22 protein-coding genes and 1 pseudogene are annotated in these 23,413 nt (G+C 46.2%); 1 reads left to right on the forward strand and 22 read right to left on the reverse strand.

What is annotated here, in order from left to right; translation table 11 throughout:
• The first annotated feature begins 190 nt into the window (after window positions 1–190).
• Entirely contained in the window at window positions 191–1,537 is a 1,347-nt protein-coding gene (xseA, locus tag AB6D06_RS08880; RefSeq protein ID WP_372110128.1) for an exodeoxyribonuclease VII large subunit, read from the forward strand.
• An 84-nt stretch (window positions 1,538–1,621) separates the two neighbouring features.
• Here xseA and ureG read toward each other — a convergent pair whose 3' ends face one another.
• The 22 genes and pseudogenes from ureG to rodZ form a co-directional block, all read right to left on the reverse strand.
• Window positions 1,622–2,260 carry an urease accessory protein UreG gene (ureG, locus tag AB6D06_RS08885; RefSeq protein ID WP_048614361.1) on the reverse strand — a complete coding sequence of 213 codons (639 nt, stop codon included), beginning with the start codon at window positions 2,258–2,260 and terminating at the stop codon, window positions 1,622–1,624.
• Window positions 2,261–2,306: 46 nt separating this feature from the next.
• Entirely contained in the window at window positions 2,307–2,987 is a 681-nt protein-coding gene (locus AB6D06_RS08890; protein WP_372110129.1) for an urease accessory protein UreF, read from the reverse strand.
• A gap of 42 nt (window positions 2,988–3,029) precedes the next feature.
• Window positions 3,030–3,626: a HupE/UreJ family protein gene (locus AB6D06_RS08895; protein ID WP_372110130.1), complete on the reverse strand. Its 597-nt coding sequence runs from the start codon at window positions 3,624–3,626 to the stop codon at window positions 3,030–3,032.
• A 74-nt stretch (window positions 3,627–3,700) separates the two neighbouring features.
• The gene (gene ureE, locus AB6D06_RS08900) at window positions 3,701–4,153 is read right to left on the reverse strand and encodes an urease accessory protein UreE (RefSeq protein WP_108117935.1); all 453 of its coding nucleotides are present in this window, start codon (window positions 4,151–4,153) and stop codon (window positions 3,701–3,703) included.
• Between the two features lie 77 nt (window positions 4,154–4,230).
• A complete protein-coding gene (gene ureC / locus AB6D06_RS08905) occupies window positions 4,231–5,934 on the reverse strand; it encodes an urease subunit alpha (RefSeq protein WP_017084416.1) in 1,704 nt (567 codons plus the stop codon).
• Window positions 5,935–5,973: 39 nt separating this feature from the next.
• Window positions 5,974–6,309: an urease subunit beta gene (locus tag AB6D06_RS08910; RefSeq protein WP_017062503.1), complete on the reverse strand. Its 336-nt coding sequence runs from the start codon at window positions 6,307–6,309 to the stop codon at window positions 5,974–5,976.
• 11 nt (window positions 6,310–6,320) lie between these two features.
• Complete coding sequence (gene ureA / locus AB6D06_RS08915) at window positions 6,321–6,623, reverse strand: urease subunit gamma (protein ID WP_004735119.1); 303 nt, start codon at window positions 6,621–6,623, stop codon at window positions 6,321–6,323.
• A 133-nt stretch (window positions 6,624–6,756) separates the two neighbouring features.
• Window positions 6,757–7,704, reverse strand: coding sequence for an urease accessory protein UreD (locus tag AB6D06_RS08920; protein ID WP_372104483.1), 948 nt, complete (start codon window positions 7,702–7,704; stop codon window positions 6,757–6,759).
• Window positions 7,701–8,396: an urea ABC transporter ATP-binding subunit UrtE gene (gene urtE, locus AB6D06_RS08925; protein WP_017062505.1), complete on the reverse strand. Its 696-nt coding sequence runs from the start codon at window positions 8,394–8,396 to the stop codon at window positions 7,701–7,703. Before urtE ends, AB6D06_RS08920 begins: the two co-directional genes overlap by 4 nt.
• 1 nt (window position 8,397) lies before the next feature.
• Complete coding sequence (urtD, locus tag AB6D06_RS08930; protein WP_017056203.1) at window positions 8,398–9,240, reverse strand: urea ABC transporter ATP-binding protein UrtD; 843 nt, start codon at window positions 9,238–9,240, stop codon at window positions 8,398–8,400.
• Entirely contained in the window at window positions 9,237–10,409 is a 1,173-nt protein-coding gene (gene urtC / locus AB6D06_RS08935) for an urea ABC transporter permease subunit UrtC (protein ID WP_050052935.1), read from the reverse strand. Before urtC ends, urtD begins: the two co-directional genes overlap by 4 nt.
• A gap of 10 nt (window positions 10,410–10,419) precedes the next feature.
• Window positions 10,420–12,048, reverse strand: a complete 1,629-nt coding sequence (gene urtB, locus AB6D06_RS08940) for an urea ABC transporter permease subunit UrtB (RefSeq protein ID WP_372110131.1) — start codon at window positions 12,046–12,048, stop codon at window positions 10,420–10,422.
• 235 nt (window positions 12,049–12,283) lie between these two features.
• Window positions 12,284–13,570: an urea ABC transporter substrate-binding protein gene (gene urtA / locus AB6D06_RS08945; RefSeq protein WP_010440568.1), complete on the reverse strand. Its 1,287-nt coding sequence runs from the start codon at window positions 13,568–13,570 to the stop codon at window positions 12,284–12,286.
• A gap of 295 nt (window positions 13,571–13,865) precedes the next feature.
• On the reverse strand, window positions 13,866–14,093 hold the full coding sequence (locus AB6D06_RS08950) for a zinc ribbon domain-containing protein (RefSeq protein ID WP_010440564.1): 228 nt from the start codon (window positions 14,091–14,093) through the stop codon (window positions 13,866–13,868).
• Between the two features lie 40 nt (window positions 14,094–14,133).
• A pseudogene (locus AB6D06_RS08955) lies at window positions 14,134–15,134 on the reverse strand (diguanylate cyclase).
• Between the two features lie 289 nt (window positions 15,135–15,423).
• On the reverse strand, window positions 15,424–16,326 hold the full coding sequence (locus tag AB6D06_RS08960; protein WP_102428298.1) for a metal-dependent hydrolase: 903 nt from the start codon (window positions 16,324–16,326) through the stop codon (window positions 15,424–15,426).
• A gap of 131 nt (window positions 16,327–16,457) precedes the next feature.
• Window positions 16,458–17,939: a ribosome biogenesis GTPase Der gene (gene der / locus AB6D06_RS08965; protein WP_017062511.1), complete on the reverse strand. Its 1,482-nt coding sequence runs from the start codon at window positions 17,937–17,939 to the stop codon at window positions 16,458–16,460.
• 158 nt (window positions 17,940–18,097) lie between these two features.
• Complete coding sequence (gene bamB, locus AB6D06_RS08970) at window positions 18,098–19,258, reverse strand: outer membrane protein assembly factor BamB (RefSeq protein ID WP_017062512.1); 1,161 nt, start codon at window positions 19,256–19,258, stop codon at window positions 18,098–18,100.
• 10 nt (window positions 19,259–19,268) lie between these two features.
• Window positions 19,269–19,883 carry a YfgM family protein gene (locus AB6D06_RS08975; RefSeq protein WP_017062513.1) on the reverse strand — a complete coding sequence of 205 codons (615 nt, stop codon included), beginning with the start codon at window positions 19,881–19,883 and terminating at the stop codon, window positions 19,269–19,271.
• A 79-nt stretch (window positions 19,884–19,962) separates the two neighbouring features.
• The gene (gene hisS, locus AB6D06_RS08980; RefSeq protein ID WP_372100242.1) at window positions 19,963–21,231 is read right to left on the reverse strand and encodes a histidine--tRNA ligase; all 1,269 of its coding nucleotides are present in this window, start codon (window positions 21,229–21,231) and stop codon (window positions 19,963–19,965) included.
• Between the two features lie 70 nt (window positions 21,232–21,301).
• Window positions 21,302–22,423, reverse strand: a complete 1,122-nt coding sequence (gene ispG, locus AB6D06_RS08985; protein ID WP_017065612.1) for a flavodoxin-dependent (E)-4-hydroxy-3-methylbut-2-enyl-diphosphate synthase — start codon at window positions 22,421–22,423, stop codon at window positions 21,302–21,304.
• A 7-nt stretch (window positions 22,424–22,430) separates the two neighbouring features.
• A complete protein-coding gene (gene rodZ / locus AB6D06_RS08990; protein ID WP_372100246.1) occupies window positions 22,431–23,387 on the reverse strand; it encodes a cytoskeleton protein RodZ in 957 nt (318 codons plus the stop codon).
• Window positions 23,388–23,413: the final 26 nt, after the last annotated feature.

Here is a 23,413-nt window from a genome sequence, read left to right on the forward strand (position 1 = left end):
CGCATAATAAAGTGATTTGGATTTGATATTGCAGACGGATTATACGCACGGCGAAATCGCTTGGCTACACATTTTTGTATTTTTAATTTGCATTTACCCCCTTGCTATGTATTATATTGCCGCTATCTTCCATACTCACGCCCTGTGAGATTCCAAGAAAGACCTTCCTTCAAGGAAAGATAGTGCTTCTATGACTAATCCAAACATCTTTACTGTTTCTCGCCTCAACTCAGAGGTTCGTCTCCTATTAGAAAACGAAATGGGAATAGTCTGGCTCGTTGGTGAAATCTCAAACTTCTCTGCACCTGTCTCTGGTCACTGGTACCTCACGCTAAAAGACTCTCGCGCTCAAGTTAAATGCGCCATGTTTCGTGGCAATAACCGCCGTGTGACCTTTAAGCCTCAGAACGGCAATCAAGTTTTAGTCAAAGCTCGCCTATCTCTTTACGAGCCACGCGGTGACTACCAACTGATCATCGAAAGCATGCAGCCAGAGGGTGACGGTAAACTTCAGCAAGAATTTGAAAAGCTGAAGATGAACCTTGCCGCAGAAGGACTGTTTGCTCAATCAAGTAAGCAAGCTCTTCCTGAACACCCAAAACGTGTTGGCGTTATCACATCTAAAACCGGTGCAGCGCTGTTTGATATTCTTGATGTACTAAAAAGGCGCGATCCTTCGCTACCGGTTGTGGTTTACCCGACCATGGTTCAAGGCGAAGAGGCGGCGATTCAGATTGCCCAAGCGATTGGACGCGCTAACGAACGCAATGAATGTGATGTGTTAATCGTCGGCCGTGGTGGCGGCTCACTGGAAGACCTATGGTGCTTCAATAACGAGATCGTAGCTCGCACAATCGCAGCAAGCCAAATCCCGATTATCAGCGCCGTTGGCCACGAAGTGGATGTCACTATCGCTGATTTCGTTGCCGATATGCGTGCCCCAACGCCATCAGCTGCCGCAGAATTGGTTAGCCGTGATAACAGTCATAAAGAACAAGCTTTCGCGTCTAAACGTGCTCGCTTAGTCAGTGCGATTCGTCATGTGTTAATCAAACAGGCGCAATCAACTCAAACGTTGAAATACCGCTTAGAGAAGCAACACCCTAGCTACCAACTTCAAAAGCAGAGTCAGCAGCTTGATGACCTAGATATGCGTTTGCGTCGTGGTATGACTCAATACCTAAAACAGCATGCACAGTGTGTTGAACGTAAACAGCACCAGCTTCAATTGAACTCGCCAGTGAAACGCCTTGGCGAACAGAAACTGCATCTGCAACGTTCAGAGCAAAAGCTATTGGATGCAATGGACAAGACATTACTAACCACTCGCCACCAGCTCGCTATGGCTGCAGAGAAGTTAGAGACCGTTAGTCCACTGGCAACCCTAAAGCGTGGCTACAGCATTACTCATTCAGAATCGAGCAAGACGGTATCATCGATTAACGATGTCGAAGTCGGTGAAGTGATCACCACTCAAGTTGAAGACGGTGTGATTGAGTCGCAAGTGACCACAAGAGTGACTAAGAGCGAGCTTTAAGTTCGACCTAACGTTTCAAACCAGAAAGCCCTATCGATAATCGACAGGGCTTTTTTCGTATCTACTGGTTTTGAAATTCAAACTCTACTCAGTAGCAGAAGGCTCCTTCATGGTCAGCATCCCTTCCGTCACAATAAAGTTGATGATGAAATCTAAACCTTGGCTCTCTTTTAGGTTGGTGAACACGTATGGCTTAGTTGGTCGCATGCGTTGAGTGTCTTGCTCCATCACCTCAAGTGACGCACCAACATACGGTGCTAAATCGATCTTGTTGATGACTAACAGATCGGATCGTGTAATACCCGGGCCACCTTTACGTGGGATCTTCTCCCCCTCCGCTACATCAATCACGTAGATAGTAAGGTCGGCTAATTCAGGACTGAACGTAGCACTGAGGTTGTCACCACCGCTTTCGACGAATACCACATCGAGGTTTTTGTGCAGCTTAGCAAGCTCTTCTACCGCAGCTAAGTTCATCGACGCATCTTCACGGATCGCCGTGTGCGGACAGCCACCCGTTTCAACACCAATGATACGATCCGGTTCTAGCGCTTCTGCTCGCGTGAGTATCTTTGCATCTTCTTGGGTGTAGATGTCGTTGGTTACCACGGCAATGTTGAGCTTGTCGCGAATCGCCTTACATAGCACCTCTAACAAGGCTGTTTTACCAGACCCTACCGGGCCGCCAATACCAATTCGAAGGGGTTGCTTATAACTTTCCATTGTCTACTTCCTTATATTCTTTTTACTACACCGTTCGAGCTGACCGCTACGAACGAAATAGTCGCGTGTATTGTGTTTCGTGCAGTGAACTTGCTAATGCCATTGATGGCGAAAAGCTGCCTACCATCCAATCTTCTATCGTGCGGGCCTTTTCGATTACCTCAGGAAAGGTGTTGGTGATATTAATCAATGCCAACTGCCCGTCGGTTTGCCCTAAAGGCACCAGTTTCACTCCTGCGGTAACGATATTTTCAAGCCAGCTCCATAAGTAACCTTGCTTGAGGCTTTCTAAATCAATGCCCCAATGCTGAGCCGCCATACACATGCCCAACAATTGGTTTGGATGACTATCAACAGAGTCCACCAGCGAGATATCGATATCTAAGCGCTTCAACAAAGTATTCAATGCCTGCCCACGTTGCTTTTCTTCTGCCCGCAATTCACTGGTTTCACGGCTTGAGTACAGGTAATTACACCAGTGCTCAATCTCATCGAGTTCACCCTTTTCTAGAGCGTGGTAAAGACGCTCTAAGATGGGCAATTCCAAAGTCGCAACACTGGAACTGACAATGGTATTAAGCCACTGTTCCATACTATTGCGATCGGTCACCCAGCCCGCTTCAACCGCTAACTCAAGGCCTTGCGAGTAAGTGAACCCACCAATCGGCAATGACGGACTGATCAATTGAAACAGACGATAGATGGCGACTTTTTCTGTTGTGGTCATAACCGTGCCCTCAGTCTTCTAGAATCAAATAAGTTCGAGAGCCTACGCGCCTAACAGTAATAGTGCGCTTGCTGAAGCCACACCAACCGACATCCATTTTGAGTAAACCGCGCGGCCAACAAATGTACCTATAACCATCAGAGCCAAAGCTGTGATGCTCATACCCGCTGCAAACTGAGTCAGGTTACTTGCCGCTTCAACGCCATGCGCATAACCATGGAAAAACAACATGCCAATCGAAGCCGCTAATACACTGTTCACACGCTTAGTCGATGGTGAAAACACGTGCCATAAACATAGGCTGACAACGAATAGAGAAGCGATGATCGCGGGTTCAACAATCACAGAGAAACCTAAGGCTTGGCCTGCGATAAGCCCTACCACCAAAGACGCCAACCCACCGCCAATCAGAGCGGCTTTTGTCTTGGTGGAAAATGAAAGTGCGCCAATTAACAGACCGAAAGCGATCAACATGATCAGATGATCCATACCTGTCACAGGGTGAGTTAAGCCAGACATAAATGAGTGAGACTCATGAACCGAATGCGAACCATGCCCCGGGTGAGCCAATGCCAATGTCGATGTTGTTAGAGAAGCTATTGTGAAAGTGCATAAGCCTGCAGCTGTTTTAAAGTTCATCGCGAGTTCCTTGCGTTTATAGTTATTAATATTTGTTGTTATATAAATCGTTTAGTGAGTCATCAATGACTCGATTAATGATGGTGATGATGTCCACCAGAGCGACCGCCATAAGCGCCACCTTCAGGTTCAAAAGGTTGTTTCTCGGTGGTCACCTTCGCGCCTAAGCCTGCAACCATTTCATCCAAAACGTGGTCGTGTTGGTAACGAACCCAACCCGCTTCCACTTGCAGCGGAACATGTCGGTTGCCAAGGTGATACGCCACTCGCGTTAGCAAATGTGGGTCTTCACAGTAAACGGTCGACACGGTTTCCGGCGCCGCTTTCACTTCGACAGTTAAACCACACTCACTAGTTAATTGTTCTCCGCCACGCAAGATATGACCACGTGGTAGAAACAGTCCGGCATTGCGCCCGTCATCTAGCATCACCTTAAGGCGGCTTTTGATGCGACTATCGATCGGCAGGCTCAAATAGCCGTCCGGTGCATTTTGTATTTGAGTATTCAGTTGAGTCAGTTCAATCATGCTATTACCTCAATCTCCTTGTGAGATTTATAACGTTCAAAATAGGGTCACTAAAATAAGATTCTTTAGTCAAAGGCTTAGAATAGAAAATACCGCTGTGCCATTGGCAGCTCTTCAGCAGGCTCACACGTCAGTAATTCACCATCGGCGCGTACTTGATACGTCTGAGAGTCGACTTCAATCTTCGGCATCCAATCATTGAGCTTCATGTCGGCTTTGCTGATGTTTCGGCAGTTGCTCACAACACCAATCAAGCTCTGCAGACCCAATTGCTTGTCGATGTTCTGCGCCTTGGCTTCTTTAGAGACAAACAGCATTGATGTGTTCTGACACGCCTTGCCGTAGCTACCAAACATCGAGCGATAGTGAACTGGCTGAGGTGTTGGGATTGAAGCGTTTGGGTCACCCATCGGCGCCATGGCGATCATGCCGCCTTTCAAAATCACGCTTGGTTTCACGCCAAAGAAGGCTGGCTTCCATAGAACTAGGTCAGCTAATTTCCCGGCTTCGATCGAACCGATTTCATGAGACATACCATGAGTGATCGCTGGGTTGATGGTGTACTTAGCGACATAGCGTCTTAATCGGAAGTTATCGCTGTAGTCTGAATCTTCTTTTAGGCTGCCGCGCTGAACTTTCATCTTGTGCGCAGTTTGCCAAGTTCGAGTGATCACCTCGCCTACACGTCCCATTGCTTGTGAGTCCGAAGCGATCATCGAAAAGGCACCTAAGTCATGAAGAATGTCTTCTGCGGCAATGGTTTCACGGCGGATACGTGACTCTGCGAACGCGACATCTTCAGCAATCGATGGTGACAAGTGATGACAGACCATCAACATGTCTAAGTGCTCATCGACGGTATTGATGGTGTAAGGGCGTGTTGGATTGGTTGAGGAAGGCAAAACGTTCGGCTCACCTGCAGCACGAATAATATCGGGAGCATGACCACCGCCCGCACCTTCGGTGTGATAGGTATGAATCACGCGGTCGCCGATTGCGCCAAGTGTCGATTCAACAAAACCAGATTCATTCAGAGTGTCGGTATGAATCGCAACTTGTACGTCCATCTCGTCAGCCACACTCAAACAGGTATCGATTGAAGCGGGAGTGGTTCCCCAGTCTTCGTGTAACTTCAAACCCACCGCGCCTGCCGCTACTTGCTCACGTAGTGCTTCTGGCTGACTGGCATTGCCTTTGCCTAACAAACCAAAGTTCATCGGGAATTGATCGAGTGACTCTAGCATGCGGTGCATGTTCCAAGGCCCCGGTGTGCATGTGGTCGCGTTAGTACCTGTGTTTGGTCCAGTGCCACCGCCGATCATGGTTGTCACACCTGACGCCAGTGCTTCTTCAATCTGTTGTGGGCAAATAAAATGAATGTGTGAATCAATACCACCAGCAGTCAAGATTGAACCTTCGCCTGCTAAAATTTCCGTGCCCGGGCCAATCACAATATCAACGCCCGGTTGAACATCTGGGTTGCCCGCTTTGCCCAATGCCTGAACTCGACCATCTTTGACTGCGACATCGGCTTTTACGATGCCCCAGTAATCCAACACAATCGCGTTAGTGATCACCAAATCTGGAGTTTCGGCACTTGGACGTTGGCTTTGCCCTTGTCCATCACGGATAACTTTGCCGCCGCCGAATTTCACTTCGTCGCCGTATACGGTGTAATCTTTTTCAACTTCTAGCCATAAATCAGTGTCAGCAAGACGCACTCGGTCACCGACTGTTGGCCCAAACATTTCGGCATAAGCCTGTCTGGATATCGTCGCCATGTTCAATCCTTTGTTATTTTCATTATTCCGTGGGAGCGCTTAGAGCTTGCCCATCACCTTTCCTTGGAAGCCATAGATCTCTAACTTACCGGCGTAACGCACTAACTCGACGCTGCGCGACTGACCCGGCTCAAAGCGGGTTGCAGTACCCGCAGGAATATTGAGTCGAAAGCCTTTAGTGACTTCTCGGTTAAAGATCAGCGAAGGGTTTGCTTCATAGAAGTGGTAATGAGAGCCAATTTGGACAGGACGATCGCCAATGTTTTGCACCTTAACGGACGTTGTGTCTCGGCCTTCATTGAGAGTGATGTCACCCGGTGCGGTTTCTACTTTTCCGGGAACGAATCCTGAGTATTGTTTTGTGGAACCAGCCATATTACTTCTCCCTACACGATAGGTTCATGAACGGTCACCAGCTTGGTGCCATCAGGAAAAGTGGCTTCGACTTGTACATCAGGGATCATGGAAGGGATCCCCTCCATAACGTCATCGACAGTAAGAAGTGTGCGTCCAAAATCCATTAATTCTGAAACGGTTTTACCCTCGCGGGCACCTTCGAGAATGGCACTGCTGATCAGTGCGATAGATTCTGGGTAGTTGAGCTTTAAGCCTTTTTGTTTGCGCTGCTGTGCCAGCATTCCTGCGCAGAAGATAAGTAGCTTATCTTTTTCTCTTGGTGTTAATTCCATTTAGCCGCCCGCTGTTAGTGTTGTTTTCTTATTGCTCAAAAACGCATGAGCAGTAAGTGGGATTCAATCACAGCAAGCTTGAAAAAATGCACCTAGGGTCGGAAGTCACCCTAGGTACAAAAAGGGCTAATCGCTAAGTCGCCCAAATCCTTGGTAAATCAGGAGTCGTACCACATAAATGAGAGCGAGTTGCTTGCCATATCTGACCAAAGGCCTGGAGGATATCTTCACTCCAATTACCCAAGGCTCGCACCACAATCAATCCTTCTATCTGAGTCGCGCCCAATATTAATGTGGGTTCACTCGACATTTTTGATGTAACTGATTGCTGTGAAGCTTGCTGTGTAATAGATAAGAGCAAGCTCTGTACCAACTCTAAATCTTGCTTCTCATTTGAAGTGATATAAAAGGTTCCCATCATTGAATAATCAAGTAACCCCATATTTATCATTAACTTATCGCCACCATGAAAATTAAAGCCTTCAGTCAGAAGCCTTTGATTATCAAGATAGATTTCTGTTTTCCCAACGAGATGACCATGCTCGAATCCCTCATTCTGTGCAGGGCGTCCAAAACAGTGCATCTCCCAACCCCAAAACTGTGCACCCTTTTCTAGGCGAATTTCAGTATCTAAACGAACGTGTGCATTCGGGAAAAAGATGTTCTCTTGCGGCATCCATTCCAAGCGTGCATCTTTCTTCACTCGTAGGGTCTGCTTCTGCTTGGCGTACTTGTTGTTTGAGCGATAAAACTTGGTCGCACCGGGTGTGGTAATCAACGCGTGAGCACCGTGCTCAAGATTCACGTTAATATTGAGAGTGTCACCACCTACCACTCCGCCGGGGGGATGGAGTAAGTAGGTGTGACACGTTTCCCCATCAGGATACAGGGGGCGTTGCACCGCAAGCGGACCAGACTGCTGACGATTCTTTAATACGGTTTTATCACCTCGATCGACAAAGGTGAGGTTTAAACTCGCTTGCCAACCATCACGAATATCTTGTTCGATGGTCTCATTCAAAGATAAAGCTTCTACTAAAGAAGCCTTGCTTACTTCATTCGGAGAAAAGAGAGAATTCATACGGTTAGGTACTCCTTTATCAAGGACTCATCGAGCCCTGTCATTTCACCTTCTGCCACTTGGCGTCCACGGTCGATAATGCAAAAACGGTCACCGACCTTTCTTGCAAACGGCAGCTTCTGTTCAACCAACAGAACCGTGAGCCCCATTTTCTCGTTGAGCATGCGAATGATGTCGCCAATCTCTTGCACAATATTGGGTTGAATACCCTCCGTCGGCTCATCCAAGATCAATAGCTTTGGATTAACCACCAGCGCACGCCCAATCGCTAGCTGTTGCTGCTGGCCACCCGATAAATCACCACCGCGACGATGTAGCATCTCTTTTAACACTGGGAAAATATCGAAGATGAATTCAGGGATCTTGCGGTCACCCTTTTTACGAATCGGTAAACCGACCTCTAGATTTTCTTGAACAGTGAGCATTGGGAAGATCTGGCGACCTTGCGGTACATAGCCGATCCCTTGGCGTGGACGGTCCTCGGCATCGGTTTTCAAAAGTGACTCACCCGATAAGGAGATGTCACCGCTTTCAACCTTCACCAACCCCATAATGCATTGCAGTAAGGTGGTTTTACCGACACCATTTCGCCCCATTAGCACCGTGCATTTACCTTCTGGGATCTGCATATCCAAATCCCACAGCGTGTGGCTCTCACCGTAATATTGATTAACTGATTTAACCTCTAACATCCTATTCTCCGAGATAAACTTGTTTAACTTCAGGGTGAGCCTGCACTTGATCCATGGTGCCTTCTGCCAACACGTGACCTTGATGAAGCACGGTGACATGGCTGGCGATAGAACGAACGAAATCCATATCGTGTTCAACGACCACAACCGAGTGCTTACCTGCCAGTGAGTTAAGTAACTCAGAGGTGCGATCCATTTCTTGGTGAGTCATACCTGCCACGGGTTCATCCACCAGCAATAGCCTAGGGTTTTGCATCAATAACATGCCTATCTCTAACCACTGTTTCTGACCGTGAGACAGGTTACCTGCCAAATTCGCCGCTTCGTCTTTAAGGTGAATAAGCTCTAGTACCGAGGTGAGTTTGTCTTTCTGCTCGCCAGACATCACGGCAGTGAAAGTTGCCCACACCGAGCGATCACCTGCCATGGCTAATTCAAGGTTCTGCCACACAGTTAAACATTCAATCACGGTCGGCTTTTGGAACTTACGCCCAACGCCTGCGTTAGCAATTTCAGCTTCGTTCATCTTGAGTAGATTGATGTTCGAACCTAACCACACTTCGCCAGTATCTGGCTTAGTTTTCCCGGTAATGATGTCCATCATGGTTGTTTTACCTGCACCATTAGGGCCGATGATGCAGCGTAGCTCTCCCTCTTTGATGTAGAGGTTGAGGTCGTTTATCGCTTGGAAACCATCGAAGCTTTTGTTGACGCCTTCGACATACAACAGCACGTTATGTCGAGTATCGATGGCAGGATGAATATCGGGTTTGAGGTAATCAAAGACTTCGTCTCGACGAGTGAACGCCTGAACCGATTCCTTTACGCTATTAAATGTGGTCATGCGATCACCTCCTTGGCCTTGTGCTGATCATCCTTATCTTTATCTTGGTTTTTCCCATTTGATGCCTTGCGCAGCTGCTGCCACTTTTCACTGACAAAGCCAATCACACCTTGTGGGAAGTACATGGTTGAGAGTACGAATAGTCCACCCAGAGCAAACAGCCACACCTCCGGGAACTCAACCGTAAACCAACTCTTGGCGTAGTTGATGATCAATGCACCGACAATGGCACCAAACAGAGTGGCACGACCGCCTAAGGCTACCCAAACCACAATCTCAATCGAGTTAAGAGGAGCAAATTCTCCCGGATTGATAATACCCACTTGAGGGACATATAAAGCCCCGGCAATACCGGCGATAACCGCAGAAAGAACGAAGACCCACAGCTTGATGCCATCGACGTCATAGCCCATAAAGCGAGTGCGTGATTCCGTATCACGAATCGCTAATGCCACACGACCTAATCGACTGGTCACCACCATGCGACAAGCTATGTAGCTGAGAATAAGCGCAATACCAGTCGCGACAAACAGACCTATCTTGACCGCATCACTCTGCAAACTCAGACCGATGATGTCTTTGAAATCCGTCAGTCCGTTGTTGCCACCAAAGCCCATCTCGTTGCGGAAAAATGCCAGCATCAATGCGTAAGTTAACGCTTGAGTCATGATAGAAAGATACACCCCTGACACTCGAGAACGGAAAGCTAAATAACCGAACAAATAAGCCAATGCGCCCGGTACCAACACCACCATTAGGCAGGCGAACCAGAACTGATCAAAGCCCTGCCAGAACCATGGCAACGCCGACCAATCAAGAAACACCATGAAGTCAGGTAGGATTGGGTCACCATATACCCCACGGTCACCAATCTGGCGCATTAAGTACATGCCCATCGCATAGCCACCAAGCGCAAAGAAAGCGCCATGGCCTAGACTCAAGATTCCGAGGTAGCCCCATACAAGATCGAGCGCCAACGCCAACATTGCGTAACTCAGGTATTTGCCCATTAATGAGATTGTAAAAGTCTCAACATGAAGCGGGTGTCCACTTGGCAACATGGTGTTAGCCAGCGGAATAAGAATGACGGCCGCAAGAATGGCAAGGATGGTCAGTTGACCACCTTTGTCACCACGCATCGCCGAAAGTACAAATGATTTAGACTGCATGATGTTGTCCTTAACCTTCAGCCGCACGGCCACGTTGCGGGAATAGTCCGCGTGGACGTTTTTGAATAAACAGAATGATGAAAACCAGTACTAGGATCTTGGCGAGAACCGCACCAGCCCATGGTTCTAAAATCTTATTAAATAAGCCAAGGCTGAGCCCTGCGACTAGTGTGCCCCATAAGTTGCCAACCCCGCCAAACACCACCACCATGAAAGAATCAATGATGTACGCCTGCCCCATATTTGGGCCAACGTTAGTCAGTTGAGAAAGCGCTACACCCGCAACACCTGCGACGCCAGAGCCTAAACCGAAGGTCATCGCATCAACACGTTCCGATCGAATCCCCATCGCACGAGCCATACCACGGTTTTGAGAAACGGCACGAACCTGAAGGCCTAACGGTGTCTTTTTCAGAACCATCAATAACCCCATAAACACCAAGCCACAGAACAAGATGATGTAAAGACGGTTATAAGTCAGCGATAGCATAGGATTCAATTGAAGCGCACCAGACATCCATTCAGGTGTACTCACTGATCGGTTCAGCGGAGAGAAAATAGAGCGAACGGCTTGCTGCAAGATTAAGCTGATACCAAAGGTGGCGAGCAAGGTTTCTAATGGACGCCCATAAAGGTGACGAATCACGCTTCGCTCAATCGCAATACCCACTAAGCCCGAAACGATGAATGCTGCAGGAATAGAAAGTATTAGCGCTAAACCAATATGATTCGGCATCAGAAGTTGCAATACATAGGTGGTGTAAGCGCCAATCATGATCAGCTCACCATGAGCCATGTTGATAACGCCCATCACACCAAAGGTGATCGCTAAGCCAATGCCCGCTAGTACCAATACCGAACCTAAACTCAAGCCAAAGAATACGGTTTCAACACCTGAGTACAGAGCTTGGCTTTGTTGATAATCGTCCATCGCACGCTCTGTTGCAGCCAAAATGCTTGGTTCTTGCTCACCGTTAAGTAGTTGGTTCAGTGTTTTTAGAACGACTGAATGCTTAAAGTCGCCCACTCGTTCAATCGATGTTACTCGAGCTTCAGTTGTTGCACTGTTATCAAGCGAGGTAAAAATAGCTAATGACAAATCCATTAGTTCAGCGACTTTACCATCGGTCTCATTTTCTCTAAGTTCGGATAAACGATCGATGATAGTGGCATCCTTAGTTCCCAGTAGATCGAGAACCGCTTGATAACGCACATCTGGGTTACTGCTATTTAATCCAATAGAGGCAATTTCACCCCGTAAGATCCCGCGAAGTTTGTTGTTTACGCGCACCTTTTTAAACAGCTTAGCATTGTCGATATTGAGAGTTGATTCATCCCATACAGACTGAGCTGAAGTGGCTGTTTTGGTGTTTTGAATGAGATAGAGCTGTTTATAATGTTCGTTTTTTTTATCATTGAAGTAATAGAGATTGCCGTTTAACCATCCATATAAAATAGCCTTCGACACGTCTTCCGTTTGTGTCTCAATGATCCAATCGATGGCTAGCTCTTTATCCGATGTTTTTTTACCAACTAGCGCCTTGGTAAAGCTAGCTTTATCCGTTATTCCAGCAAAAGCCAACTGAGCACTGATAGCCATGAGCAACAGCGCCTTAAATACGTTTAATACGTTCTTCATCCCTGCTTCCTTAACCAACAAGTTAGATATTGTTATTTTTTACTTGGTGGATGTTTGGATAGTTGTTGTGACTTGAAACTAATTTGAGCCTTCTCTTTCGTTGCGCCTCCATGCAGAAGCACTCTTCCCTAAAGAGAAGGCTCAATATTCATAGCTAGTAGTTACCGGTAATAGCTAACACCCAGTAACGAAAGCTGATAACCAGTAACTAGTTATCAGCTAAGAGCGAATAACTCTAGTTACCACCAGAACACTTTTTAGTTTCAACGTTGAACGCACCACATGAGAATGGCTTAGACCAACTAGAGAATAGTTTTGCTGATTCAGGTAAGTAGTTAGACCAAGCATCACCTGCAACAAGGCCTGTGGTTTCCCAAACGATGTCAAACTGGCCATCATCTTGAATCTCACCAATCAATACAGGTTTAGTTATGTGGTGGTTTGGTAGCATGGTTGAGTAGCCACCAGATAGGTTTGGAACAGACACACCAATCAATGCATCTTGCACCGCTTCAGCATCGGTTGTGCCCGCATTAGTCACAGCTTGAGCCCACATATTGAAACCAATATAGTGTGCTTCCATCGGGTCATTCGTTACACGTTTGTCACTCTTAATGAATGACTGCCATGTTTCAACGAACTCTTCATTGACTTCGGTATCGACGCTCATGAAATAGTTCCATGCCGCTAAGTGACCCACTAGAGGTTCAGTATCCATGCCCGATAGCTCTTCTTCGCCAACCGAGAATGCAATCACTGGAATGTCTTCAGATGAAACACCTTGAGCACCAAGCTCTTTATAGAAAGGTACGTTTGCATCGCCATTCACAGTAGATACAACGGCGGTTTTCTTACCAGCTTCACCAAACTTCTTGATATCTGAAACAATAGATTGCCAATCAGAATGACCAAACGGTGTGTAGTTGATCATGATGTCTTCTTCTGCGACACCTTTACTTTTTAGGTAGGCCTCTAAGATCTTATTGGTGGTACGCGGATAAACGTAATCGGTACCTGCAAGCACCCAACGTTCCACTTCAAGTTCATCCATTAAGTAATCAACGGCAGGAATCGCTTGTTGGTTTGGCGCAGCACCGGTGTAGAAAACGTTTTTAGAGGACTCTTCGCCTTCATACTGTACTGGGTAGAAAAGGATGCTGTTTAGCTCTTCAAAAACTGGCAGCATGGATTTACGTGATACCGATGTCCAACCACCAAATACCACATCCACTTTTTCTTTCTCGATAAGCTCACGTGCTTTCTCAGCAAACAGCGGCCAGTTTGACGCAGGGTCAACAACTACAGGCTCAAGCTTCTTACCAAGTAAGCCACCTTTTTTGTTTTGCTCGTCGATGAGCATAAGAACGGTATCTTTTAGCGTTGTTTCACTGATCGCCATAGTGCCTGACAATGAATGTAGAACGCCGACTTTAATGGTATCGTCAGCCGCAAGCACTGTTGCAGAAGAAAATGAAAGTGTTGTACACAGTGCAGCTAGCGATAAATTGAACACCTTGTTCATGATTGTTACTCCATAATTGTATTTTTGTTATTCAATTACAGAGTTACAAGAAGAGTGCCAAACTTAAAACATAACCAACAAAGTTTTAAGCCTTTGTATTTAATAGTACTTTAACTAAGTTAACACCAATGCAGTGCATAGCGACAAGGTTACTATGTTTCATGCTGGTGCAGTGACGATAAGATTGAACCAAGATGACACACGCATATTCGCTAAATACAAAAAAGGCCCAATATTTTCATACTAGACCTACAAAAAACATCTCAGATTATCGTCTTGCCATTGAGAGGTAAGACTATTCGGCTTGTTGAAACTCGAATTTCACTCTCGACTTAGATTTAAGCTCGTTACAATCACCATTGCAGAAATAGCTCGCAGCCCCACAAGCTTGAAGCTTCTCTAATTGGCTGCTGCACTCAGGACAAAAGCCCACTTTTGTAAAGTGATCTTGGCAGCTTTCACAGTGGTATTTACCATCCCAGCTAAGTTCTGACTGGCATTTAGGGCAGATATTTTCACTCATAGGAAATCCTAACTTTTTACTTTCAGTACTAATAAGCAATCTACTCTTTCTTCGCCTTGGCTTGCTTGATTTGATACATGCTTTTGTCAGCTGACGCAATCAACTGATCGAGCCCTTTAGGCGACTTTTCACAAGCAATCCCAACACTGACTGAAAACTGAACGCCATTAATATAGAGAGCTTTATCCAACGCTTTTTCTAAGCTGTGATAAAAGTCTGACACTTTTTGTTCGGTATCAAAGCAAGAAAACACTACAAACTCGTCACCACCGTAACGACCTACCTTGGCACATGCCGTAGTCGCTTCATCGAGAACTTTTGCAACGGCTAACAGAACATCATCGCCAAAGCTATGGCCATACGTATCGTTGATTGACTTGAATTTATCAACATCAACAAACAGGCAGGCCATCACTTTGTCCGCAAAACATCGTTTAACTAAAACCTTCTTAGCTTCACTTAACAATGCTCGGCGGTTCAAGCAATGCGTCAGCGAATCATGACTGGCAAAAAAGTTGAGTTGATTCTCTAGCTCGTATTTCTCTAGCGCTACTGAATACAAAGAAGCAAGCAGCTCCAAGATCTCGAGTTCAAATTCATGAGGTTCTGAAATGCATGGCCACGTGCAAATGTACCTAGCACGTGGCCATGCGAAGAGATGATGGGCACCGACCAACAAGCGTGTAAGTTGGCTTGATTGGTCAAGGTTAAGAAAGGCGCCCAATTTGAGTGAGTATTAATATCAGAGACCATAACAGCTTTCTTAAGCGCAGCTGCCTCGCCACAAGAGCCTATCCCCGCACCAATTCCTACCCCTTCAATCTGTTGATTGTAAAAATCAGGCAGGTTTGGGGCATATTCAAGGTGTAACGTTTTAGACTCTGAGTTGAGCAGTAGAATTGAAGCCATGCGCTGCCCAAAAAGCTGCTCGGTAAGCTGAATAATCTTGTGATTTAAATCTTTGCGATCCATCCCAAGCGCAAGCTTCCGTAGCAAGCTATTGACGGCTCGATGACCTTCTAATAAAAATTGTTGTTCCATTCACTAAGGCTTTCAATTGTGTAATCGGGTACAACTTGTTCTTATGCAAGCTTGTTATTGGTTAATAATAACACACTAAATTAGTACGACACACAATCGAAGATCATAGGTTGATCTTTCGCTTTATCTATTTTGATCAGCGATCTACCCCAAAAAGAATATTTATATCACCACACACCGAAAGCATAAGTTACATATGCTGCATTTCAATTTCAAATAGTCATTTATATCAAAAGTGACATGTAAAAATAAAATAAACAGCACAAGCCATTTCGATCTGTAGTCTAAATCATCGAATTACATGCGTCAGCATTTCAATGTTTTGGCCATCTAGCTGGGTCAGCTTAACGGACAGCGCACCAAGTTCTGAGGTATTTCCAATGTGTGTGCCACCACAAGGAATAGTGACCTGAGTATCTGCGTCAAGCTGCCACTCCCAGTAACGAGAGTCTGTTAACGCCTCGCCTTCTAGTCGCATCGCAACTGGCGTCGGCTCTGCAAGCCAGCCCGCAAGCATTTGGTTGATATCAGCTTCGATGTCATCAAGATTTGCTAGCATGTCTGCAACGTTCAAACCGCGCTTCTTCAGGGTTTTGCCTAAGCGATACTTATCGGTACACAGCTCTGGAGTCACAAAGCTCGTCACTTGTGCATAACTATTGAAGTCGTAACTGCCAAGCGGATCTTTTCTGTCCGCATCTTTACGCCAGTAGCTCTCAGCCAATACTTTATTCAAGGCTAGGAAAGCGATGTGGCCAGCACTGTGACCACGGCTCAAACTGGCTTGGTACTCTTTATCAACCGACAACACGACTTCGTCGTTAACCTTAATCATAGAAGCAGATGTAGGTAGCTGGTGGACAACAACAAACGCCCACCCTTCCGTATCACGCTTAACAGGGATATCTGCTGCGATATGAAGCTTGCCAGTAGATTGTTCTATAGCACCAACAAGGCAGTCTTCAACGGGAAATTGCACTTCACCAACATTCACAAAGCCTTGGTCTGCAGGGTGATCGGGCCAAATATGACTCACTGGGTGGAAAGGTGTTACGTCGGCAATCAGGTAAGTTTTGCTGTCGTCGCTTTCAACGTACTGCGCTTTAGCATTGAGCTGCCAAGCCTGATGACAAAATTGAGTGATGGTTGGTGTGATTGCTGACACAGGTGTAATCAAATCGCTAGTAGTCATATCGTTCTTCTTCTGGAATCTAGTCTGATTCGTTGAGCCATGATGATAAAAACGTATTGTTATGGCTTAACGTGAATTTTGCTTAAAAAAATACCCGAGACAGGCTCGGGTATCAAATCTATTGGAAAGGTTTACTTACGACCTTTAACCATGCTCATCATACGCTTACGTTTACGTTCTTGAGAAATTGTCAGCTTGTTTGTCTTAGCTTCAAATGGGTTCTCGCTGTTCTGGAATTGAATGCGAATAGGTGTACCCATGATTTCTAGTGAACGACGGTAGTAGTTCATCAAGAATCGTTTGTATGAATCTGGCAAGTTACGAACTTGGTTGCCGTGGATAACGATAATCGGTGGGTTGTAGCCACCAGCGTGCGCGTATTTCAGTTTCACACGACGGCCACGAACCATAGGCGGTTGGTGATCATCAGTCGCCATCTTCATGATACGAGTTAGCACAGAAGTACCAACACGAGTAGTCGCTGATTTGTAAGCTTCTTGTACAGACTCAAACAAGTGACCAACACCTGTACCGTGAAGTGCAGAGATAAAGTGAATACGTGCGAAATCAACGAAGCCTAAGCGACGGTCTAGCTCTTTCTTAACGCGTTCTTTAACGTCGTTATCTAGGCCATCCCACTTGTTTACGGCAATAACAATTGAACGACCAGCGTTCAACGCAAAGCCTAGCAAGCTTAGATCTTGATCAGAGATGTTTTCGCGAGCATCGATAAGCAGCAATACAACGTTAGCATCTTCAATCGCTTTCAGTGTTTTAACCACTGAGAACTTCTCTACCGTTTCGTTGATGTTTTTACGACGACGAACACCCGCAGTATCGATTAGAACGTATTCACGCTCGTCACGCTGCATTGGGATGTAGATAGAGTCACGAGTCGTACCTGGCATATCGTAAACAACCACACGCTCTTCACCAAGAATACGGTTCGTTAGCGTTGATTTACCTACGTTAGGACGGCCAATGATCGCTAGTTTGATCGGTTGATCTTGAAGACGCTTGAATTCTGCTTCAGCTTCTTCTTCTGTAAATTCAACCTGCTCTTCTTCTTCGTCTTCAAACTCAGTTAAGTCGCTTACTTCGCCATTCTCAGCTTTTAGCGCTTCTGCGAATGGGTTAAGAGCAAGGTCAATAAGTGCAGTAACACCACGACCATGCGCCGCAGCGATTTGGTACATGTCTTCTACACCTAGTTGCCAGAAGTCAGCACTTGCAGCATCAGGGTCGATACCATCAACCTTGTTTACTACTAGCATTGAAGGCTTTTCTAGTTGACGTAGGTGCTTAGCAATCGCCACGTCTGAAGGTGTTAGACCCGCACGGCCATCTACCATAAATAGAACGACATCAGCTTCATCAATCGCCGCTAGCGACTGTTCAGCCATTTTAGTTTCAACACCTTCTTCAGTACCGTCGATACCGCCAGTGTCAATAACAATAAAGTCATGCTCGCTAAAATGAGCATGACCGTATTTACGGTCACGCGTTAAGCCAGGGAAATCCGCAACCAATGCATCACGAGTTCGAGTCAATCGGTTAAATAACGTAGATTTACCTACGTTCGGACGCCCTACTAGAGCAACAACAGGTACCATAACAACCTCTACAATTTCTTCTCTAAATGTAGTTATAGGTAAGCACTTGTTCGCAAGTTTAAACTCTTACCTATAACCACACGGTTTATTAATTTTTAACAACAAAACGGCTCCTGGCTGTTACCAACCAGGAGCCGACTGTGAATTATATCACGCTTTTATTGGCTAATCGTTAGTTTCTTTACATCGCCATTGCGAGTCGTCACTAAGTAGCCTTCAGGCAGTTCAATTGGTGCAACCGCAAAGCCGCTATCATCGACAAGCTGTTGAGCAACAAACTCACCCGATGAACGATCCAACCAGTGCAGATAACCTTCAGTATCACCCACGACTACATAACCATTAATAATAGCAGGTGCTGTCAGTAAGCGGTTTTCTAACAATGGAGTGCTCCACAGTTCAGTACCACTACGCGCATCAACCGCAACCACATGGTCTTTGTCGGTAACAACGAACAAACGGCTACCATCACTTGCTAAATCAATCGCTGATGAGTAGTTACGTTTCCAAATTGGCTTACCAGAACGAAGGTCGATAGCAATCAGCTGACCATTGATACCTACGGTATACAGGGTGCCACCAAGAACAATTGGAGATGCATCAACATCAACCAAACGATCAATTTCCGTTGCACCTTTTGGTGTGCCTACTGGCTGTTGCCAAATAAGCTGACCACGATCAACGATAGCCGCAGCTAGACGACCATTTGCTGTACCCCAGAATACACCACCAGAAACTGCAACAGGCGAGCTATCGCCACGCAGTGTTAGGCTTGGTACTTCCGTACTGATGGTCCATTTTTGTTCACCGCTTGCTTGATCTAACGCGATCAACATACCGCGACTGGTATGAACAATGACCATGTTGCTATCAGTTGCTGGGGATGCAAGCACCTCGCCATTGACTGATACACGCCACAGCTCTTCACCGGTCGATTCTTCCAGTGCGATCACTTCGCCATTTTCAGAACCAACAAAAACTTTACCGTAAGCCGCCGTTAAGCCACCCGATAAACGAGCCAATACGTCTTTCTCAAGATCGACTTTCCACAGCGCTTTACCTGTATCAGGATCAAGCGCTTTAACCATACCTTCACGGCTTGCAACAAACACTTTGTCGTAAGCCAATTCTGGCGTTAGTTTTGAAAAGTAGTGACCAACACCATCACCAACCGACGTAGACCATTCCTGACTAGGAGTGAACTCGCTGTTTACCGTTGGGACTGGAGCCATGATTACGGTGTCTTCTTCACCCGCACAGCCAGCTAGTAGGCCAAGAGCAATCGCACACAACGCCGCTTTTGGAAACATCTTCTTCATTCAAAGCGCCTTATTTAGCTAGGTCGTCAAGTTTGATTTGAAGCGTTTGGCTAGCGTCAACAGCTTGCTGTGCTTCTGTGTAAGCACTGTATGCTGCGTCTGTGTCGCCTTTACGAAGTGAGATATCACCACGCAGTTCAGCAACACGGCCTTTCCAAGATTCGTCTGTCATAGCAGCAAGATCAGTCAGTGCTGCGTCAAATTCACCTTGCTCAGCTTTAATACGTGCAACACGGTAAGTAAGTAGTGGCGCAAGTGCCGCGTCCTTAGTTGCCGATTTTGCCCACTCGAGCTGTTCAAGTGCCGCCGCTAGATCGCCTGCTTGTACTTGTACTTTTGCTAGTTGCATAGCAGCAAGTACTGAGTACTCAGCATCTTTGTTTGCGTCGATGAAAGCTTGAATATCAGATTGAGCATCAACACCCTTAACATCAAGAGCTGAAATTACAGAGGTGTAGCTTTCTGAAGCTGCTTCACGCGCTTCAACTACTGAATCTTGGTAATAGCGCCAGCCAAATAGACCACCTAAACCAATAACCGCACCAAAGATTACGGCTTTACCGTTCTCTTTCCACCAATCTTTAATGGCTTCAACTTGTTGCTCTTCGCTATCGTAAAGTTCCACTTCCTGTCCTCTTTAATTCTTTAAACGCCAGCATAGTGCTGACGTTAGTATTCATTATGAGCGTTTGCTCAATGGCTAATTAGATTAGCGCAGCAACTTTCTCTGCAACTTCCGTTTGAGACACGGTTTCTTGCTCGCCGCCAACCAGATCTTTTAGCACAACTGTATTGTCAGCAACTTCGTTCTCACCAAGTACCAGCGCCACAACAGCACCTACTTTGTCAGCACGTTTGAATTGCTTCTTGAAGTTACCACCACCGAAGTGGTTCATTACACGCACGCCTTCAACGGTGTCGCGTAATTGATTCGCTAACTGCATGCCCGCGATCATAGTACCTTCGCCAGCAGCAACTACGTATACATCAACGCTACGACGAACTTCTGTTAGCTCTAGCGTTTCCATCATCAGAACCAGACGCTCTAGACCCATTGCGAAGCCAACTGCATTGGTTGCTTTGCCGCCTAGTTGCTCAACAAGACCATCGTAACGACCGCCGCCACATACTGTACCTTGAGCACCAAGGCTGTCTGTGATCCACTCAAATACAGTGCGGTTGTAGTAATCTAGGCCACGTACTAGACGCTCATTAACTTGGTATTCGATACCAACAGCGTCAAGAAGTTCACACAAACCAGCAAAATGTTGCTTCGATTCTTCACCTAGATATTCAGATAGTCGAGGTGCGTCACTTAAGATAGCTTGAACATCAGGGTTCTTAGTATCAAGTACACGTAGAGGGTTAGTGTGCATGCGACGTTTGCAGTCTTCGTCAAGCACATCAATGTGTTGCTCAAGGAAAGCCACTAACGCAGTGCGGTAGCTAACGCGATCTTCTTGAGAACCGATTGAGTTCAGCTCTAGGCGAACGTGCTTGTCGATGCCTAGCTCACGCCATAGACGTGCTGTCATCATGATAAGTTCTGCGTCAACGTCTGGACCGTCTAGGCCAAACACTTCAACACCACATTGGTGGAATTGACGGTAACGACCTTTTTGAGGACGCTCGTGACGGAACATAGGGCCCATGTACCATAGGCGCTGTTCATCACGGTTGATAAGGCTGTTTTGAATACATGAACGAACACAACCTGCTGTGCCTTCTGGACGCAGCGTTAGGCTATCGCCATTGCGGTCGTCAAAGGTGTACATCTCTTTAGAAACAACGTCTGTCTCTTCACCAACTGCACGGCTAAATAGGTTTGTTTCTTCAACGATAGGCATACGTACTTCGTTGTAACCGTATGCACTCACCACGTTTTTAACTGCGCTTTCTACTTTCTGCCACAGTGGTGATTGAGTTGGAAGGCAGTCGTTCATGCCTCGAATTGCTTGAATATTTTTAGCCACAGTATTTATTCCGTAATTTCTCACGACCAGGTGTTAGTGCGAATAGACAATCACACCCCATCGCGTTGTATTAATCTTCTAAGTTTTCTACATCAATGCGATTTGCTTTATCAAGCACTGACGCTTTTGCACGAATCTTAGCTTCAAGTTTGTCGACAAGGTCATCGTTGTCGAAGCGCTCTTTCTGACGCTTACCATCTTCGTAGAAGGCACTCTTACGTGCACTACCAGCTAAACCTAAGTGAGACACTTCAGCTTCACCAGGGCCGTTAACCACACAACCGATGATAGATACGTCCATTGGAGTGATCACGTCTTCTAGGCGCTCTTCAAGGGCATTAACGGTGTTAATAACATCGAACTCTTGACGAGAACAGCTCGGACACGCAATGAAGTTGATGCCACGCGAACGAATGCGCAAAGATTTAAGAATATCAAAGCCAACTTTGATCTCTTCAACCGGATCAGCCGCTAGCGATATACGCAGCGTATCGCCGATACCTTCAGAAAGAAGCATTCCTAAACCTACCGCTGACTTCACAGAGCCTGCACGCGCACCACCCGCTTCGGTAATACCAAGGTGGAGAGGTTGATCAATCTGCTTAGCCAGCAAACGGTAAGAACCGACAGCAAGGAATACATCAGAAGCCTTCACGCTGACTTTGAATTGATCAAAGTTCAGACGGTCTAGGATATCTACATGACGCATTGCTGATTCAACAAGCGCTTCTGCTGTAGGTTCTGTGTATTTCTCTTGGATCTCTTTCTCAAGAGAACCGCCGTTAACACCAATACGAATCGGAATATTCATATCACGCGCACAATCAACAACTGAGCGGATACGGCTTTCGTTACCGATGTTACCTGGGTTGATACGCAGACAGTCAACGCCGTATTCCGCCACTTTAAGTGCGATACGGTAGTCGAAGTGAATATCAGCAACCAAAGGAACAGAGACCTGCTGCTTGATTTGCTTAAAGGCTTCAGCTGCATCCATAGTCGGTACAGATACGCGAACGATATCAGCGCCAACTTTTTCCAGAGCTCTAATTTGAGCAACGGTCGCGGCTACATCTGTTGTTCTTGTGTTGGTCATGGATTGCACAGCAATTGGTGCACCATCACCGATCGGCACATCACCCACATAAATACGGGTTGATTTGCGACGAATAATAGGAGATTCGTGTTGCATATTAACTCTAAGGTAAGGTTATTCTAGCTACTTTGCCTGAAGTATACCCAGAAAGGTCGACAGGTTCACTTGCAAATGTCATCGATACGCCTTCAGGCGCACCCAGAATCACTTTATATGGTGCAGTTCCAGAAAGATTTAATGTCTGGCCTGCTTTTTTAATGCCAGTCGACAAGGTTTTACCCGTTGCATCTTTTACTTGGATCCAGCAATCAGCAGAGAACTGCATGACTAGCTCGTTAGCCACAGCTTCAGGAGCAGTGCTTGCTTCAACCGCTTCTGCATTCGCAGCAACTTCAGCAGTTGGCTCTGTCTCTGTTGCTTGTTGTGCAGGAGTTTCGTCAGCTGGAGTAACAGCATCTGAAGTATCTTCCGCATCGCTTATCGCAGCAAGGCCTTCAGTATCTTCAACAACAGAAGCACCCGCTTCGTTTTGTTCAGCTTCAATCACTTCCAAAGAGGTGAATTCAGGGGCAAGTGATTCTTCTACCGCTAGCTCTTCTGAGCTTTCAGTATTCGCTAAAGATTGAGATAGGGTGTCTTGCTGTTGGTTCTGCCACCACCAAAGTGAGGAGATACCCGCAATGACCGCAAAAATGCTCCAAGTCAGGATCATAATACGGCTGTTGTGCTTCTCGGTTTTGGTCTTACGAGAAAAACTCAGCATTTCTTGCTCTTGATGCTGAGCATCACCGGCATGATGCAGCGCACTCAATACGACTTTTTCGTCAAGATTGACGTATTTCGCGTATGAACGAATATAGCCACGCATAAACGTCGCCACTTGATCTGACTCGAATTGGTTTTCTTCAATTTGTTGGATCAGAGTAACGCGAAGTTTCAAGCGATCAGAAATCTGCTTTTGCGTTAAACCAAGAGATTCTCGTTTGTTCTTAAGCAGCGTTCCCGCTTCCAAAGCTGGAGCTACGTTTTCTTGCGCTTGTGTATCTTGTTCTGTGTTCATAGAGAGTGAACTTCTAAAGTATTATC

The sequence above is a fragment of the Vibrio sp. 10N.239.311.G01 genome, from assembly GCF_041465805.1.
GTDB lineage: Bacteria > Pseudomonadota > Gammaproteobacteria > Enterobacterales > Vibrionaceae > Vibrio > Vibrio crassostreae_C.